This window comes from Vibrio sp. MMG023 (assembly GCF_021654215.1).
Taxonomy (GTDB): Bacteria; Pseudomonadota; Gammaproteobacteria; order Enterobacterales; family Vibrionaceae; genus Vibrio; species Vibrio jasicida.
Map to the genome: position 1 here is coordinate 116,724 of NZ_JAKFZP010000003.1, position 16,260 is coordinate 132,983.

12 protein-coding genes are annotated in these 16,260 nt (G+C 45.3%); 10 read left to right on the top strand and 2 right to left on the bottom strand.

Going from position 1 to position 16,260, the window contains the following annotated elements; all coding sequences use genetic code 11:
* Positions 1-2: 2 nt before the first annotated feature.
* The 8 genes from sdhC (at position 3) to sucD (ending at position 9,628) form a co-directional block, all read left to right on the top strand.
* Positions 3-395, top strand: a complete 393-nt coding sequence (sdhC, locus tag L1076_RS10270; RefSeq protein ID WP_005446421.1) for a succinate dehydrogenase cytochrome b556 subunit — start codon at positions 3-5, stop codon at positions 393-395.
* Complete coding sequence (gene sdhD / locus L1076_RS10275; RefSeq protein WP_038865684.1) at positions 389-733, top strand: succinate dehydrogenase, hydrophobic membrane anchor protein; 345 nt, start codon at positions 389-391, stop codon at positions 731-733. The genes sdhC and sdhD overlap by 7 nt, the downstream gene beginning before the upstream one ends.
* Positions 734-2,500, top strand: coding sequence for a succinate dehydrogenase flavoprotein subunit (sdhA, locus tag L1076_RS10280; protein WP_038865683.1), 1,767 nt, complete (start codon positions 734-736; stop codon positions 2,498-2,500).
* Between the two features lie 18 nt (positions 2,501-2,518).
* Positions 2,519-3,229: a succinate dehydrogenase iron-sulfur subunit gene (locus L1076_RS10285; RefSeq protein ID WP_038865681.1), complete on the top strand. Its 711-nt coding sequence runs from the start codon at positions 2,519-2,521 to the stop codon at positions 3,227-3,229.
* 93 nt (positions 3,230-3,322) lie between these two features.
* Entirely contained in the window at positions 3,323-6,148 is a 2,826-nt protein-coding gene (gene sucA, locus L1076_RS10290; RefSeq protein WP_038877581.1) for a 2-oxoglutarate dehydrogenase E1 component, read from the top strand.
* 28 nt (positions 6,149-6,176) lie between these two features.
* Entirely contained in the window at positions 6,177-7,385 is a 1,209-nt protein-coding gene (gene odhB / locus L1076_RS10295) for a 2-oxoglutarate dehydrogenase complex dihydrolipoyllysine-residue succinyltransferase (RefSeq protein WP_237303572.1), read from the top strand.
* A 204-nt stretch (positions 7,386-7,589) separates the two neighbouring features.
* Entirely contained in the window at positions 7,590-8,756 is a 1,167-nt protein-coding gene (gene sucC, locus L1076_RS10300; protein WP_038877583.1) for an ADP-forming succinate--CoA ligase subunit beta, read from the top strand.
* Complete coding sequence (gene sucD / locus L1076_RS10305; RefSeq protein WP_038877586.1) at positions 8,756-9,628, top strand: succinate--CoA ligase subunit alpha; 873 nt, start codon at positions 8,756-8,758, stop codon at positions 9,626-9,628. The genes sucC and sucD overlap by 1 nt, the downstream gene beginning before the upstream one ends.
* A 61-nt stretch (positions 9,629-9,689) precedes the next feature.
* On the opposite strand, the gene znuB is transcribed toward sucD, so the two are convergent.
* Complete coding sequence (znuB, locus tag L1076_RS10310; protein WP_038879265.1) at positions 9,690-10,475, bottom strand: zinc ABC transporter permease subunit ZnuB; 786 nt, start codon at positions 10,473-10,475, stop codon at positions 9,690-9,692.
* On the bottom strand, positions 10,468-11,256 hold the full coding sequence (gene znuC / locus L1076_RS10315; protein ID WP_038865671.1) for a zinc ABC transporter ATP-binding protein ZnuC: 789 nt from the start codon (positions 11,254-11,256) through the stop codon (positions 10,468-10,470). Before znuC ends, znuB begins: the two co-directional genes overlap by 8 nt.
* Positions 11,257-11,334: 78 nt before the next feature.
* Between znuC and znuA the strand changes: the two genes are divergently transcribed.
* Both znuA and L1076_RS10325 read left to right on the top strand, forming a co-directional pair.
* The gene (gene znuA, locus L1076_RS10320; protein WP_039975575.1) at positions 11,335-12,216 is read left to right on the top strand and encodes a zinc ABC transporter substrate-binding protein ZnuA; all 882 of its coding nucleotides are present in this window, start codon (positions 11,335-11,337) and stop codon (positions 12,214-12,216) included.
* 211 nt (positions 12,217-12,427) lie between these two features.
* Positions 12,428-15,802, top strand: a complete 3,375-nt coding sequence (locus L1076_RS10325) for an AraC family transcriptional regulator (protein WP_237303768.1) — start codon at positions 12,428-12,430, stop codon at positions 15,800-15,802.
* The last annotated feature ends 458 nt before the right edge of the window (positions 15,803-16,260 follow it).

The following is a 16,260-nucleotide window of genomic DNA, read 5'->3' on the forward strand; positions in this document are numbered from 1 at the left end:
GAGTGAGCAAGCCCGTGAAAGAAAGAAAGTCAAGACCTGTTAATTTAGATTTACAGACCATCCGCTTTCCCATCACAGCAATCGCGTCCATCCTACATCGTGTGTCGGGTGTGATTACGTTTGTTGCGGTGGGCATATTGCTTTGGTTACTGTCCATTTCTCTGTCATCCCCGATGGGTTTTATGGAAGCCGCTGATATCGTCGATAGCTTCTTCGTGAAATTCATTCTGTGGGGAATTCTAACTGCACTTGCCTACCATATCGCTGGTGGTGTCCGTCACCTGTTGATGGACCTAGGCCATTTCGAAGAACTCGATTCAGGCGCGATGAGCGCTAAAGTCGCATTTGGTGCTACTGCAGTATTATCACTATTGGCGGGGATCTTGGTATGGTAAAACACGTCTCTTCATTTGGTCGTAATGGTGTCCACGATTTCTTATTGATTCGTGCATCAGCAATCATTATGACGCTATACACGATTTATCTGATTAGCTTCTGCGCTTTCTCAGATATCTCTTACGCATCTTGGACCCAATTCTTTGGTGGTACGTTCACCAAAGTTTTCACCATGTTGGCCTTAGTCTCAATCCTAATTCACGCGTGGGTTGGTTTGTGGCAGGTGTTAACGGATTACATTAAGCCCGCGATACTTCGTGGTGCATTGCAACTTGGTGTTATTGCCGTTTTATTCGGCTATGTCTTCTCTGGTCTATTTATTCTGTGGGGTGCGTAAGTGTCTATTCCAGTTCGTGAGTTTGATGCCGTAGTAATCGGCGCTGGTGGTGCGGGTATGCGCGCTGCACTACAAATTTCGGAGCAAGGCCTGTCATGTGCGTTGCTATCTAAAGTTTTCCCAACACGTTCACACACTGTTTCTGCTCAAGGTGGTATTACGGTTGCGCTAGGTAATGCGCACGAAGATCATTGGGAACAGCACATGTACGATACGGTTAAAGGTTCTGACTATATCGGTGACCAAGACGCAATCGAATACATGTGTAAGAACGGCCCTGAATCTGTTATCGAGCTAGAGAAAATGGGTCTTCCTTTCTCTCGTTTTGATAACGGCACTATTTATCAACGCCCGTTTGGTGGCCAGTCAAAGAACTTTGGTGGCGAGCAAGCTGCGCGTACAGCGGCAGCGGCTGACCGTACTGGTCACGCACTCCTGCACACGCTATACCAACAAAACATCAAGCACAAAACAACGGTATTCTCTGAGTGGTATGCTCTTGATATCGTTAAAAATGAAGATGGTGTTGTTCTAGGCTGTACGGCGCTATGCATGGAAACGGGTGAAGTGTGCTACTTCAAATCGAAAGCAACCATCTTAGCAACGGGTGGTGCAGGTCGTATTTACGCATCAACGACTAACGCGCACATCAATACTGGTGATGGTGTTGGTATGGCACTTCGTGCTGGTGTCCCAATGCAAGACATGGAAATGTGGCAGTTCCACCCAACGGGTATCGCTGGCGCAGGTGTTCTTGTAACCGAAGGTTGTCGTGGTGAGGGTGGTTACCTTCTAAACAAGGACGGCGAACGCTTCATGGAGCGTTACGCACCAAACGCGAAAGACCTTGCCGGTCGTGACGTGGTTGCACGTTCAATGATGATTGAAATCCGTGAAGGTCGTGGCTGTGATGGCCCTTGGGGTCCACATATTAAATTGAAACTTGATCACCTAGGTAAAGATACACTGGAGTCTCGTTTACCGGGCGTTTGTGAGTTGTCTCGTACATTTGCGCACGTTGATCCGGTCAAAGAGCCAATCCCAGTAATTCCTACGTGTCACTATATGATGGGTGGTATTCCTACTCAGGTATCAGGCCAAGCGATTAAGCAAGATGAAAGCGGCGCGGATGTTGAAGTTCAAGGCCTATTCGCTTGTGGTGAAATTGCATCAGTATCAGTACACGGTGCTAACCGTCTTGGCGGTAACTCACTACTAGACTTGGTGGTATTTGGTCGTGCAACAGGTCTGCACTTAGGTGAAACTCTGCTTAAACAAGCTGATGCGAAACCTGCAACTGAAGCAGACATTGAACGTTCACTAGAGCGTTACAACCGTTGGGAAAATAGCACTGACGGTGAAGATCCAGCGCAAATTCGTAAAGACCTACAACAATGTATGCAAAACAACTTCTCGGTATTCCGTGAAGGTGATGCAATGGCTAAAGGTCTTGAAGAGCTTAAAGTTATCCGTGAGCGTCTGAAGAACGCACACCTTGCTGACAAATCGACAGAGTTCAACACTCAACGTATTGAGTGTCTAGAACTAGAGAACTTGATGGAAACAGCATACGCAACAGCTGTAGCAGCAAACTACCGCACAGAAAGCCGTGGTGCACATGCTCGCTTTGACTTCCCAGACCGTGATGATGAGCAGTGGCTATGCCACTCAATCTACAACCCGGAAACGGAAGCAATGGCTAAACGTGGTGTAAACATGGAGCCAATCCATCGTGAAGCATTTCCGCCAAAAGCACGTACGTACTAAGGAAAGGAGGGTAATATTATGAAACTGAATTTCTCTTTGTACCGCTACAACCCGGATGTCGACCAAAAGCCGTACATGAAAGACTACACGCTTGAGGTTGAAGAAGGATCAGACATGATGCTTCTGGATGCCTTGATCCTTTTGAAGGAGCAAGACCCTAGCATTGCATTCCGTCGTTCATGTCGTGAAGGTGTGTGTGGTTCTGATGGCCTTAACATGAATGGTAAAAACGGATTAGCGTGTATTACACCTTTATCTGCTTTGAAAGGCGATAAGCTCGTCATTCGACCATTACCTGGTCTGCCTGTTGTACGTGATCTTATCGTTGACATGACTCAGTTCTACGATAACTATGCGAAAGTTAAGCCTTTCTTGATTGACGATGGTGCTCTTCCACCGTCTCGTGAAAACTTACAATCGCCTGATGAGCGTGCGCATCTAGATGGCTTGTACGAATGCATTATGTGTGCATGTTGTACGACATCTTGTCCGTCTTTCTGGTGGAACCCTGATAAATTTATCGGCCCTGCTGGTCTTTTAGCGGCCTATCGTTGGTTAATTGATAGCCGAGATACAGCGACTGATGAACGTTTGTCCGATCTTGATGATGCATTTAGCGTTTTTCGTTGCCATGGCATCATGAATTGTGTAAGTGTTTGTCCTAAGGGGCTAAATCCAACGAAAGCCATCGGTCATATCAAGTCGATGTTGGTCAATCGTTCGATTTAATTAACAACAAAAAATTGCCGACCTAAATGGGTCGGCTCTTAATAGCTCGGCGCAGACCGCAGCAAACGTGAAAACTACTGGTTAAGGGAAAATATGCACAACGGCGTGATGAAGGCATGGCTCGAGTCTTCACACTTGGCTGGCGCCAATGCAACGTATGTAGAAGACCTCTACGAACTGTATCTAAGTGACCCCGATCTGGTAAGTGAGGAGTGGAAACGTGTATTCGATGAGTTGCCAAAGAACTCAGAAGAAGTGGCTGATCAGCCACACTCGCGTGTCCGCGACTACTTCCGACGACTCGCTCAAGAAACAAAGCATTACAGTGTCCAAGTTAGTGATCCAGATGTCGACGCTAAGCAAGTAAAAGTTCTCCAGCTTATCAACGCATACCGTTTCCGCGGTCATGAAGCTGCAGAGCTCGATCCTCTAGGTCTATGGCAACGTCCACCTGTGGCGGAGCTAGACCCTGCATTCCACAATCTCACCGAAGATGACTTCGCAGAAACTTTTAACGTAGGTTCTTTCGCCGTCGGCCAAGAAACCATGCAGTTAAAAGATATCTACTCAGCACTTAAGAAAACCTACTGTGGTTCGATTGGTGCAGAATACATGCACATGACAGACACAGAACAAAAACGTTGGATTCAACAGCGTTTAGAGTCTGTCGTTGGTCAGCCATCTTTCGATAAAGACGAAAAGCGTACATTTCTTGAGGAGCTTACGGCTGCTGAAGGTCTAGAGCGTTACTTGGGCGCAAAATTCCCAGGGGCGAAACGCTTCTCGCTAGAAGGTGGCGATGCACTGATTCCGATGACGAAAGAACTGATTCGACATGCTGGTACAAGCGGTATGCGTGAAGTTGTGATCGGTATGGCTCACCGCGGACGTTTAAATATGTTGGTTAACGTTCTAGGTAAGAAGCCACAAGATTTGTTCGATGAGTTTGCGGGCAAGCACGATGATACATGGGGTACTGGCGATGTTAAGTACCACCAAGGTTTCTCTGCTGACTTTGCGACGCCAGGTGGTGATGTTCACCTTGCGTTAGCCTTTAACCCATCTCACCTTGAGATTGTAAATCCAGTAGTTATTGGCTCTGTACGAGCTCGTCAAGATCGCTTAGGTGATTTTGAGGGCAGTCGCGTACTTCCTATTACTATTCATGGCGACTCTGCGATCGCAGGACAGGGTGTGGTTGCCGAGACGTTCAACATGTCTCTTGCTCGTGGCTTCTGTGTTGGTGGTACGGTGCGTATTGTTGTAAACAACCAAGTTGGTTTTACAACATCAAACCCTCGCGATACACGCTCTACCATGTACTGTACAGATATCGCTAAGATGGTACAGGCTCCGATTTTCCACGTTAATGCTGATGATCCAGAAGCGGTAGCATTCGTTACCCGTATAGCACTGGATTACCGTAATGAGTTCAAACGTGATGTTGTCATTGACTTGGTTTGTTACCGTCGTCATGGTCACAACGAAGCCGATGAGCCAAACGCAACTCAGCCATTGATGTACCAAAAAATCAAGAAGCACCCAACGCCTCGTAAGCTTTATGCAGATGTACTGATCGATAAAAACGAATCAGACATTGAAGTCGCGACGCAATTGGTCAATGAATACCGCGACGCGCTAGATAAAGGCGAAGTTGTGGTGAAAGAATGGCGTCCAATGGCGTTGCATTCGGTTGACTGGTCTCCATACCTTGGTCACGACTGGGATGTGGATTGGGACAACAAATTTGATGAGACTCGCCTTAAAGAGCTTGGTCAGCGCCTAATTCAATACCCAGATAGTCATAAACTGCAAAGCCGCGTAAACAAGCTTTATAACGATCGTTCTGCAATGATCAGTGGTGAAAAAGCAATTGACTGGGGCATGGCTGAGACACTGGCATACGCTACGATCGTTGATGACGGCAAGCGTATTCGTATCTCGGGTCAGGATTCTGGCCGTGGTACGTTCTTCCACCGTCACTCTGTTTTGCATAACCAAAATGATGCAAGTACATACATTCCGCTAGCAAATATTCATGACAAACAAGGTCCATTCCAAGTGTTTGACTCTGTGTTGTCAGAAGAAGCGGTATTGGCGTTTGAGTACGGTTATGCAACAGCAGAACCAAGTGGTTTGACTATTTGGGAAGCTCAATTCGGTGACTTTGCAAACGGCGCACAAGTCGTGATTGACCAGTTCATCTCATCAGGTGAACAAAAATGGGCACGCCTATGTGGTCTAACGATGTTGCTACCTCACGGTTACGAAGGTCAAGGTCCTGAGCACTCATCTGCGCGTCTTGAGCGTTATCTACAATTATGTGCTGAACAGAATATGCAGGTTGTAGTGCCATCTACGCCAGCACAGGTTTATCACATGATTCGTCGCCAAGTGGTACGCCCTATGCGTCGCCCACTGATTGTTATGTCACCTAAGTCGCTACTGCGTCATCCACTTTGTACTTCAACGTTGGAAGAATTGTCTGATGGCACATTCCAACCAGCGATTCCTGAGATTGATAATCTGGAACCGAGCAAAGTGAAACGTGTTGTGTTCTGTTCAGGAAAGGTTTACTTCGACCTTCTAGAACAACGTCGCAACAACGAACAAGATGATGTTGCTATTGTACGTGTTGAGCAACTGTACCCATTCCCTCTGGATGAAGTACAAGCTGCCATCGAACAATACACGAATGTTGAAGATTTTGTTTGGTGTCAGGAAGAGCCTCAAAACCAAGGTGCTTGGTACTGCAGTCAACACAACTTCCGTGCTGCAATTCCAGCAGGTGCAGATCTTAAATACGCAGGTCGCCCAGCTTCTGCTTCGCCAGCAGTAGGCTACATGTCGGTGCACTTGAAACAACAAAAAGCGTTGGTTGAAGACGCTCTGAACGTGAACTCAAAAACTTCGAATTAAGAACTAGAAGTTAAAGGAAGAAACAGATATGACAATTGAAATTCTGGTTCCAGATTTACCTGAATCAGTTGCTGACGCAACCGTAGCGACATGGCACAAACAACCAGGCGACGCGGTAGAGCGTGATGAAGTTCTGGTTGATATCGAAACCGATAAAGTGGTGCTTGAAGTTCCAGCTCCGGAAGCTGGCGTTTTAGAAGCCATTATTGAAGTAGAAGGTGCGACGGTACTTTCTAAACAACTGCTTGCAAAGCTTAAGCCAGGCGCGGTAGCGGGTGAGCCGACAACAGACTCAACAGAAGACAAAGAAGCGTCTCCTGATAAGCGTCACAAAGCAACGCTGACAGAAGAGAGCAACGATGCGCTGAGCCCAGCGGTTCGTCGTCTTCTTGCTGAACACGGTCTTGAAGCTAGCCAAGTGAAAGGCTCTGGTGTTGGCGGTCGTATTACTCGAGAAGACATTGAAGCGCACCTTGCAAATGCAAAAGCGGCACCAAAAGCGGAAGCTCCGGCAGCCGTTGAAGCGCCTGCAGCGGCTCGCAGCCAAAAACGTGTTCCAATGACGCGTCTGCGTAAGACAGTCGCAAACCGTCTTCTAGAAGCGAAGAACAACACGGCAATGCTAACCACGTTTAACGAAGTGAACATGAAGCCAATCATGGACCTTCGTAAGCAATACAAAGACCAGTTCGAAGAACGCCACGGTACTCGTCTTGGTTTCATGTCTTTCTACGTGAAAGCAGTAACAGAAGCACTAAAACGTTACCCAGAAGTGAACGCATCTATCGATGGTGATGATATCGTTTACCACAGCTACTTCGACATCAGCATGGCAGTTTCTACGCCACGTGGTCTAGTGACGCCAGTTCTAAAAGACTGTGACACACTAGGTTTCGCTGACATCGAAAAAGGCATCAAAGAGTTAGCAATCAAAGGCCGTGACGGCAAACTAACCGTTGATGAATTGATGGGCGGTAACTTCACTATCACCAATGGCGGTGTATTTGGTTCATTGATGTCTACGCCAATCATTAACCCACCACAATCGGCAATCTTGGGTATGCACAAAATCCAAGAGCGTCCAATGGCGGTTGATGGCAAAGTAGAAATCTTGCCGATGATGTACCTAGCACTATCTTACGACCACCGTTTGATTGATGGCCGTGAGTCAGTGGGCTTCTTGGTAACAATTAAAGAGCTACTAGAAGATCCAGCGCGTCTGTTATTAGACGTTTAATATCGCTAAAACGTCGAGTTATCCTTGATGGCTCGACGTCTACAGCATCCAAGGCTAGACTGGCTCAGCGTCTGGCCTTCATTTGAACTGCTCCCGATATAAAATTATAAGCAGTTGATTTGAGAAGACCCTACAGACGTACCGCATGAAGCGGCGTTATGGAAATAATAAATCCCCTAAGGGATAAACAAACGGAATATCAAAATGAATTTGCACGAATACCAAGCCAAACAGCTGTTTGCAGAATTCGGTTTGCCTGTACCAGAAGGCTACGCATGTGATACGCCACAAGAAGCTTTCGAAGCGGCGGGTCGCATCACTACTGAAAAGAAAGTCGTTAAATGTCAGGTTCACGCTGGTGGTCGCGGTAAAGCGGGCGGCGTAGAACTACACGATACAAAAGACGGCGTAAAAGAATTCGCACAAAAATGGCTAGGTAAGAACTTGGTTACTTACCAAACAGACGCAAATGGTCAGCCTGTTACTAAAATCCTTGTAGAAGAAGCATCTAACATTGCGAACGAACTTTACCTTGGTGCGGTTGTAGACCGCGCAACTCGTAAGATCGTTTTCATGGCTTCGACTGAAGGTGGTGTAGAAATCGAAAAAGTTGCGGAAGAAACGCCGGAGCTAATCCATAAAGCGGCAATCGATCCACTTGTAGGTCCTCAAGCTTACCAAGGTCGCGAGCTAGCGTTCAAACTTGGCCTTGAAGGCGATCAAATCAAACAATTCGTTAAGATCTTTATGGGTCTTGGCGCGATGTTCTCCCAGTACGACCTAGCGCTACTAGAAATCAACCCGCTTGTCATTACAGGTGAAGGTAACCTTCTTTGCCTTGACGGCAAAATTAACATTGACTCAAACGCAATGTACCGTCAGCCAAAGCTTCGTGAAATGCACGATCCTTCACAAGAAGACGAGCGTGAAGCACACGCAGCTCAGTGGGAACTGAACTACGTAGCTCTTGATGGCAACGTTGGCTGTATGGTTAACGGTGCAGGCCTTGCAATGGGTACGATGGATATCGTAAACCTACATGGCGGCAAGCCAGCAAACTTCCTTGATGTAGGTGGCGGCGCGACAAAAGAGCGTGTAGCTGAAGCATTCAAGATCATCCTTTCTGATGACAATGTTAGTGCAGTACTAGTAAACATCTTCGGTGGTATCGTTCGTTGTGACATGATCGCTGAAGGTATTATCGGTGCGGTTAAAGAAGTAGGCGTAACAGTTCCTGTAGTTGTTCGTCTAGAAGGTACAAACGCAGACCTAGGTCGCGAAGTACTTGCGAATTCTGACGTTGATATCATTGCAGCTGAATCTCTAACAGATGCTGCTCAGAAAGTTGTTGCTGCTGCGGAGGCTAAATAATGTCTGTATTAATTAACAAAGACACTAAAGTAATCTGTCAGGGTTTCACTGGCGGTCAAGGTACATTCCACTCAGAGCAAGCTATCGCATACGGTACGCAAATGGTTGGTGGTGTATCTCCTGGTAAAGGTGGTCAAACTCACCTTGGTCTTCCAGTATTCAACACAGTACGTGAAGCTGTAGAAGTAACTGGCGCGACAGCAACCGTTATCTACGTACCAGCACCTTTCTGTAAAGATGCAATCCTAGAAGCGATTGACGCAGGTATCGAGCTGATCGTAACGATCACTGAAGGTATCCCAACAACAGATATGATCGACGTTAAAGTGAAGCTAGAAGAAACTGGCGTTCGCATGATCGGTCCTAACTGTCCAGGTCTTATCACTCCAGACGAGTGTAAGATTGGTATCATGCCTGGTCACATCCACAAGAAAGGTAAAGTAGGTATCGTGTCTCGCAGCGGTACTCTTACTTATGAAGCAGTTAAACAAACAACAGATGAAGGCTTCGGTCAGTCTACATGTGTTGGTATCGGTGGTGACCCAATCCCAGGTTCAAACTTTATTGATATCCTAAAACTGTTCCAAGAAGACCCGGAAACTGAAGCAATCGTAATGATTGGTGAAATCGGTGGTACTGCGGAAGAAGAAGCTGCGGCGTTCATCAAAGAGAACGTAACTAAGCCAGTGGTTTCTTATATTGCAGGTGTTACTGCTCCTCCTGGTAAACGTATGGGGCACGCAGGTGCGATCATCTCTGGTGGTAAAGGTACTGCTGAAGACAAATTCGCAGCTCTAGAAGCGGCAGGCGTAAAGACTGTTAAATCTCTAGCAGAGATTGGCAAAGGTCTACGTGAAGTGACTGGTTGGTAAGAAGCCAAACCAATACAAAAGCATTAAAAAGCCTGCGATTTCGCAGGCTTTTCTTTTTGTCTTACGCTTTGCGCCTAATCAGTTGGCTAAGCATAAATAGGGATGTCGCGCTAATCACAACAGAAGGACCTGCGGGTGTATCGAAATGCCAAGACAGACTGAGTCCCATTAATACAGCAACAGAGCCAATGATTGAGGCGAAAAAGGCCATTTGTTCCGGCGATGAAGAGACTTTACGTGCGGTTGCTGCAGGGATGATCAATAGGGAAGTCATAATCAGTGCCCCAACAAACTTCATACCTACTGCGATAACAATACCGACCATCAGCATTAATACTAAGCGCACTAAATCTGTATTTACGCCTTCGACAGCAGCTAACTCTTCACTTACGGTGCTCGATAACAATGGACGCCAGAAAAAGTACAAACATGCACTTACAGCCACAACACCTGCGTAAATGAACATTAAGTCTTGTGGAGAAACGGCGAGTAAATCACCAAATAGGTAGCTCATCAAGTCAATGCGAACATTATCCAAGAAGCTCACAGAAACTAAGCCGATGGAAAGGGCGCTATGAGCTAAAATACCTAGTAGGGTATCGGTGGCAACGAGTTGCTGTTTTTGTAGCGTTACGAGCAACACCGCAAGGGCTAAACAGCACACTAAAAGAGCCAGATACAAATTTACATTAAGCAGAAAGCCAAGGGCGAGTCCCATTAGGGAAGCATGCGCTAACGTATCACCAAAGTAAGCCATTTTCCGCCACACGACGAAAGAGCCTAATGGTCCTGCAATAATGGCAATACCAATGCCAGCAAGAATAGAAGGCAGTAAAAACTCAATCATGGTGGTGATGTCCGTGGTTATGTTGTGAGCAAGATGTCGCATCGCCTGTTACAGGAGAGCCAGCAAGATCGTGATGATGGTGTTCATGATCATGATGATAAAAAGCAAGCGATTCACGAGTCGCGTTACCAAATAGAGCGATGTACGACGGATGCTGAGTAATCGTCGCTGGTGAGCCAGAGCAACAAACATGATGGTGCAAACATATGACATCATCTGTTTTCGCCATTACCAGATGCAGGTCGTGCGATACCATGAATACACCACAATCGAAGCGATGACGAATGCTTTCGATTAAATCGTATAAGTCAATCTGACCTTGAATATCAACGCCTTGAGCTGGTTCATCAAGTACTAAGAGTTCTGGTCGCTGGAGTAGAGCACGAGCGAGCAATACCCGCTGGTTCTCACCACCAGACAAGCGATGCATATTGCTATTTAGTAAGTGTTCCGCTCCAACTAATCTCAAAGCATCTAGGCATTCTTGTTTGCTGTATTTCCCAGCAAGATTAAGGAATCGAACGACATTGAGAGGCAGAGAGTCGTTGAGTTTCAGTTTTTGAGGAACATATCCAATCTTCAGCTTTCGTTTGTTCGTAAGTTTGCCACTTGTCGGTTTTTGTAACCCTAAAATGACTCGAACTAAAGTGGATTTTCCCGCTCCGTTGGGACCGATAAGAGTAGTGATTTTACCCTTTTCTAATTCCATGCTGATGTTATCAAGAACCCTACGACCATCGAATTCGACGCACAGCTGTTCAAGACGGACTAATGAAGACATGAATGAAACTCATTTGCAAACTGATAATGTTATAATGTAACATTATCTCACTTTCAACGCCATATCCCAAGTAAAACTATGAAAAGAGCACTAATTCTTGCTGCTTCAGCAATACTAACTTTACCTGCACACGCAGTGACCGTGTTAACTAGCATCAAACCTATTCAAATGATCACAACTGAGCTAACGGAAGGTGTAACAACACCGGATGTGTTACTTCAGAATAATGCCTCTCCTCATGATTATGCTTTGCGTCCTTCGGATGTAAAAAAAGCGGCTGCGGCTGATCTTGTTATTTGGTATGGGCATGATTTAGAACCCTTCCTTGAAAAAGTGGTAGCAGACAAAGACAACACGCTTACCGTAAGTAAAATCCCAGACCTTAAATTGCGTGAATTTGGTAGCGAGCATGCTCACGACCATGATGGGCACGATCACGGTACCCATGATCCTCATTTTTGGCTTGGTATTGAAACCGTTCAACAAGTCGCTAACGCTATCGCCCATAAACTCGCTGAAATCGATCCTGCTAATGCCAGCACTTATGCAGCAAACCTGAAAAAATTTGATGAACATCTGAAAACGACAGACGCAGAAATTAAGCAAGAGCTTACGCCAGTTAAAGACAAGGGGTACTTCGTTTTCCATGATGCCTATGGTTACTTTGAAGAGCGTTATGGGCTAAACCAAATGGGCCACTTTACTGTCTCTCCTGATCGCAAGCCTGGCGCAAAAACATTGATTCATATCCGTAAAACACTAGGGACGGGCGATGTAGCATGTGTCTTTTCTGAGCCACAGTTTACTCCTGCAGTGATCGAAAGTGTTATGCGTGGGAATGATGTGAACACTGGCGTACTTGATCCGCTAGGCAGTGAAATTGATGTACAGTCAGGCAGTTACTTTGCATTTCTGAAACAAATGTCGAATAGCTTTAGTCAATGTTTGAGCGAAAAGTAACAAATGTGTTGTTACTCCTTACACTGAATTCGTTTTTAACGTGATCCAACAGTAAGAATTGCAACCTTTGGCGCAGTGAGTCTTTCCTATTAAAGGATTTGAAGTATCATTATCAATAATTAGCGGCTCGAAATAACCATATTGACACTTAGCTATGGAAGGCATGAGTGTACAAGAGCACGCACGTATTGATACATGTAAGGATTTCAACTTGCTGCGCCCATTAGCCCTATTTTTTGGGTTTTTTATCCTCTCATTTCAAGCGTTTGCTTCAAGTGAAGCGAATGCGATCTTCTACCCTTTGCCAAATCAGGTTAAGGGCACTTTTATTGCGGCGAAAAAATTGTTTCCTGGTGAACAGGGCGGGCTATGGATCCATGATGTTCACGGCAGAGTATTGTTCTATGACGGTCAAACGACGCTTCCCAAATCAGGCAGTTTCCTGCCAGCGAGAGAAGAACAATTAGCCTATCACAAAGGGTCATTTTGGACCTTTGTTGAAAATGAAGTTTATCAAACCTACCCAAATCGAGATCGCCGGCTAGTCTTTAGCCTCAATCCCGGCTCCCAAATACGTAAAATTGGTTCCTCGGGTCAATATATTTGGGTCAGTGATGGTGCGCATTTCTATACGTATAACATCGACACCAGCGAGCTGAATTCCTTCTCATTGCTCCAGCTTTATCAGCACAGCAACAATAGTTATGTCTACATCAACGATGCCATATTTGTTGAAACAAAATGGGCCTTGGCGACGACATCAGGTGTCTACCTTTCTGAAGGCAATTCGTTTAACCACGTCGTTTCCTCAGGTAAGCACTACATAGAAAAAGTCTATTATTCGCATACTCGAAGGGAAATACTCATCGGAACGTTGAAAGGTGCGCTGATTTTCAATATTTACGAGCCTAACAAACCCGTGATCAGAATCGGAGCCTCCCATGTTTTGACGTTTGCAGAGACGAACCAAGAGTATTGGGTTGGTACGGAACAAGGGTTATATCTGTACTCTTTTTTGACTGGTGCTGTGACTCAGGTGACGCCTGCAAGTTTCTTGGAGATCGAATTAGCGAGTACCAAAATTTACTCTTTGTTGAACGATAATATGGGTGGAATGTGGATCGCGACGAATCAAGGGATTCGCTATTACTCACTATTCAGCAAAAAGTTTGAACGTATTACTTTCAGCAGTTATGACTCACAAACACTTTCTGGCCGTATTCGACAAACATTAACTGGCCCAGATGGCGTGTTATGGTTTGTCGATGACCACAACTTATATCGTTCTAGCTCTAAAGGTGTCATGAAAGTGATGAATTTAGCATCACAAATCAATGAGTTTGCTTTCCAAGGCGACAGATTATGGCTGGCGACGTCTTCAGGATTAGAGATCTACAATTTAAATGATTTAGAACGTGTTAGTTATCCCTATTTAAGGGTTATGGCTGGTCGACCTATCGATCATATCGTTGCTGATGGTTCAACAAGACTGTGGGCTTCAAGTGGGTATCAATTATTTAATATTGATGTTTCTAGCCAAGAAGTTAGGAACTTTGGTAGTGATTGGTTAGTCAGCCAATACCTACCTGCTAAGATCACCCGTCTCTACGACAAAGAAGAACTGTTATTGATTGGTACTGACCACGGTGTGTACGAGTTCGATGGAGAACGAATCCGATTCAACCGTTTCTCAGAAAAATACGGTGAATCCTTAGACATGATTACAGCAATCGATGGTTCTCAGTGGTTTGCCTCTGCATACGGCGTGTTTAAAACGATGCCAGGTAGTGATTCAAAGCAAGTCATGGAAATGAGTGTTTCCAACTCTCGTCCTGCATGCATGATCAGTGACTCTGAAGGCGTCTGGCTCGCATCGTCTGTTGGCCTGAGTTATTACCATTTGTCTGGTCAGTTAATGAAACATTATTCCTCTTCATCCGGCTTGATAAATAATGAGTTCTTGCCTGGTGTATGTAATACGATCAGGCGTGCTGAGGATAGTGACCGCCAACTTATCTTTGGTTCGCAATATGGGTTGGTCAAGGCTGATGCTTCTAAGCTTCTGGTGTCTAATACGCCAGAATCCAAGCTTATTGTTAGCCAAGTCATGTTAGAAAATGATGTGGTTCAAGTCGGAAGCGCCGATCTTTTGGAGATGAAGCTACCGTATGGGTCTTCTTTAAGTTTCCTTTTTGGTGTCATGCCTAAACCTGACAATCAGAATTTGTATTATCGCTTGCACGAAAATGAGAAGTGGCAAACTTTAGAAGGTGGGCAACTGACTCTAGAGCACCTGAATTCAGGAGAGTATCACTTACAAGTGAGTAATGACTCACAATTAGCCTCTGGAATGATAGGGCTTGATTCGAAATTTACTGTCTTGGAACCGTGGTATTTATCTAAACTCGCGATCACGGGTTTTACCATGGTGGTTATTGTCATTCTTGCTTTGATTATTTACTGGCGTTCTCGCTATGTACTACAGGCCAACCGTGATCTCGCTGCTCAAGTTACATTGAAAACAAACCAATTACGCCATCAAAGTCGTGTATTACTCACCAGTAATCAGCAGTTGAGAAAGCAAATACAGGTAAGAAACTTATTAGTCGACCATGTTGCCCAATCGATTAAGACAAGCGTCGATTCCATTGCCAATAGGTTGCCTATAGATCTGGACTCAGCAACCCAAGACCATCTTTCGAAAACCTACTGGCAACTTAACGAATTAAAGAGCTCGCCAGAAGATAGCAGCGGTGGCAGCCAAAATTACAACCTAAGCCAAATAACGCAGTCTGTCGTTGACGTATGGCGAGAGGATTTCTCGAAAGCTGGCATTGTTGTCGAGTTGGAAGATGCTAATAAATCCAGTCGAATCGCACTTGAGAGTTTTAATCTCGATGTTATCTTCAATAGCATCTTTGCTAATGCGATAAAGCGTTCATTCCGAGGTCAGTCAGTTAAGCTGGTCTTAGAGGAGGGAAATGACATTGTTTCGCTCAGCTTTATCGATTACGGAACTCAACTGCCTAGTAAAGTGTCGACGATGCGTCCTTCTAATACTACAAATGTAGACTTAAGTATGGACAACCTGCCTCAACTGGTATCGGTGAGTGGAGGACATTTATCAATGTTCGCCTCTGATGCTCAGAATAAAATCGAAATCACTTGGCCATGTGCGCAAGAGCTGAGTCATGTTGAGGAATCATTACCGGAATTTACCCAATCAGAACCAATATCGGAGAAAATGTCACCGGAGCAAGAGTGGCTGATGAAAGTTTATCAATTAGTTGCAGAAAATTATCATGATGCGGAATTCGGTACCGCCTCTGCGGCGAAGTTGCTGTTTATGTCTGAACGTAGCTTACAGCGTCGTTTCAAATCCGCGTCATCGAGAACTTTCAAAGATTATCTTACAGAGGTGCGCTTAGAAACAGCATGTGAGCAGCTATTAGCGGGTGAAAAAATCAGTGAAGTTGCATTTAATTGCGGCTTTAATGACCCTTCCTACTTCAGTCAAAAGTTTAAGCACCACTTCGGTCTGCCTCCGTCTAAGTTTGCTATGACGCAAGAGAATCAAGTTAGCTAGATTCATTAGCTTTTGATGCTCTGCTATTAAATTGTTAAGCCCAGCTCGTTTTGATGCTGGGCTTTTTATTACGCCAAGCATCGAATCGACTTGATTTGACGCGGCCTGTTAGAGGCATGCTTTGAGATGCGAGCGATGACTATTTATCACATGATCTTCTGGTTGTGTGTGGTTGAGTGTGCTCGAGGTAGTGCAATTAAGTTCGGGAAACTAACAGTGAACAATGGAGTGTTGATGTATTGAGTATTAAGGGGAGTAAAGCGTTAAGTGGATAAAGAAAGAGAAGAAAAAAAATATCGTGGTATAGCCGGGGGGACTATACCACGGGTGTCAATGACACCTTCGCTTGCTGCCGGAGTGACATGTTGCCATGTCACCTCTGGAATTCTTTTGAGTGGCTGTTGCCTCTCGATGGGTTAACTATACGAGACCTTACTTATTTTTCTTATAAAAATAAC

What these genes read in the sequence shown, in the direction of transcription:
- sdhD (WP_038865684.1), top strand. Translation starts at nt 389, where the DNA reads ATGGTAAAACACGTCTCTTCATTTGGTCGTAATGGTGTCCACGATTTC.
- sucD (WP_038877586.1), top strand. Translation starts at nt 8,756, where the DNA reads ATGTCTGTATTAATTAACAAAGACACTAAAGTAATCTGTCAGGGTTTC.
- odhB (WP_237303572.1), top strand. Translation starts at nt 6,177, where the DNA reads ATGACAATTGAAATTCTGGTTCCAGATTTACCTGAATCAGTTGCTGAC.
- sucC (WP_038877583.1), top strand. Translation starts at nt 7,590, where the DNA reads ATGAATTTGCACGAATACCAAGCCAAACAGCTGTTTGCAGAATTCGGT.
- znuA (WP_039975575.1), top strand. Translation starts at nt 11,335, where the DNA reads ATGAAAAGAGCACTAATTCTTGCTGCTTCAGCAATACTAACTTTACCT.
- sucA (WP_038877581.1), top strand. Translation starts at nt 3,323, where the DNA reads ATGCACAACGGCGTGATGAAGGCATGGCTCGAGTCTTCACACTTGGCT.
- znuB (WP_038879265.1), bottom strand. Translation starts at nt 10,475, where the DNA reads ATGATTGAGTTTTTACTGCCTTCTATTCTTGCTGGCATTGGTATTGCC.
- L1076_RS10285 (WP_038865681.1), top strand. Translation starts at nt 2,519, where the DNA reads ATGAAACTGAATTTCTCTTTGTACCGCTACAACCCGGATGTCGACCAA.
- znuC (WP_038865671.1), bottom strand. Translation starts at nt 11,256, where the DNA reads ATGTCTTCATTAGTCCGTCTTGAACAGCTGTGCGTCGAATTCGATGGT.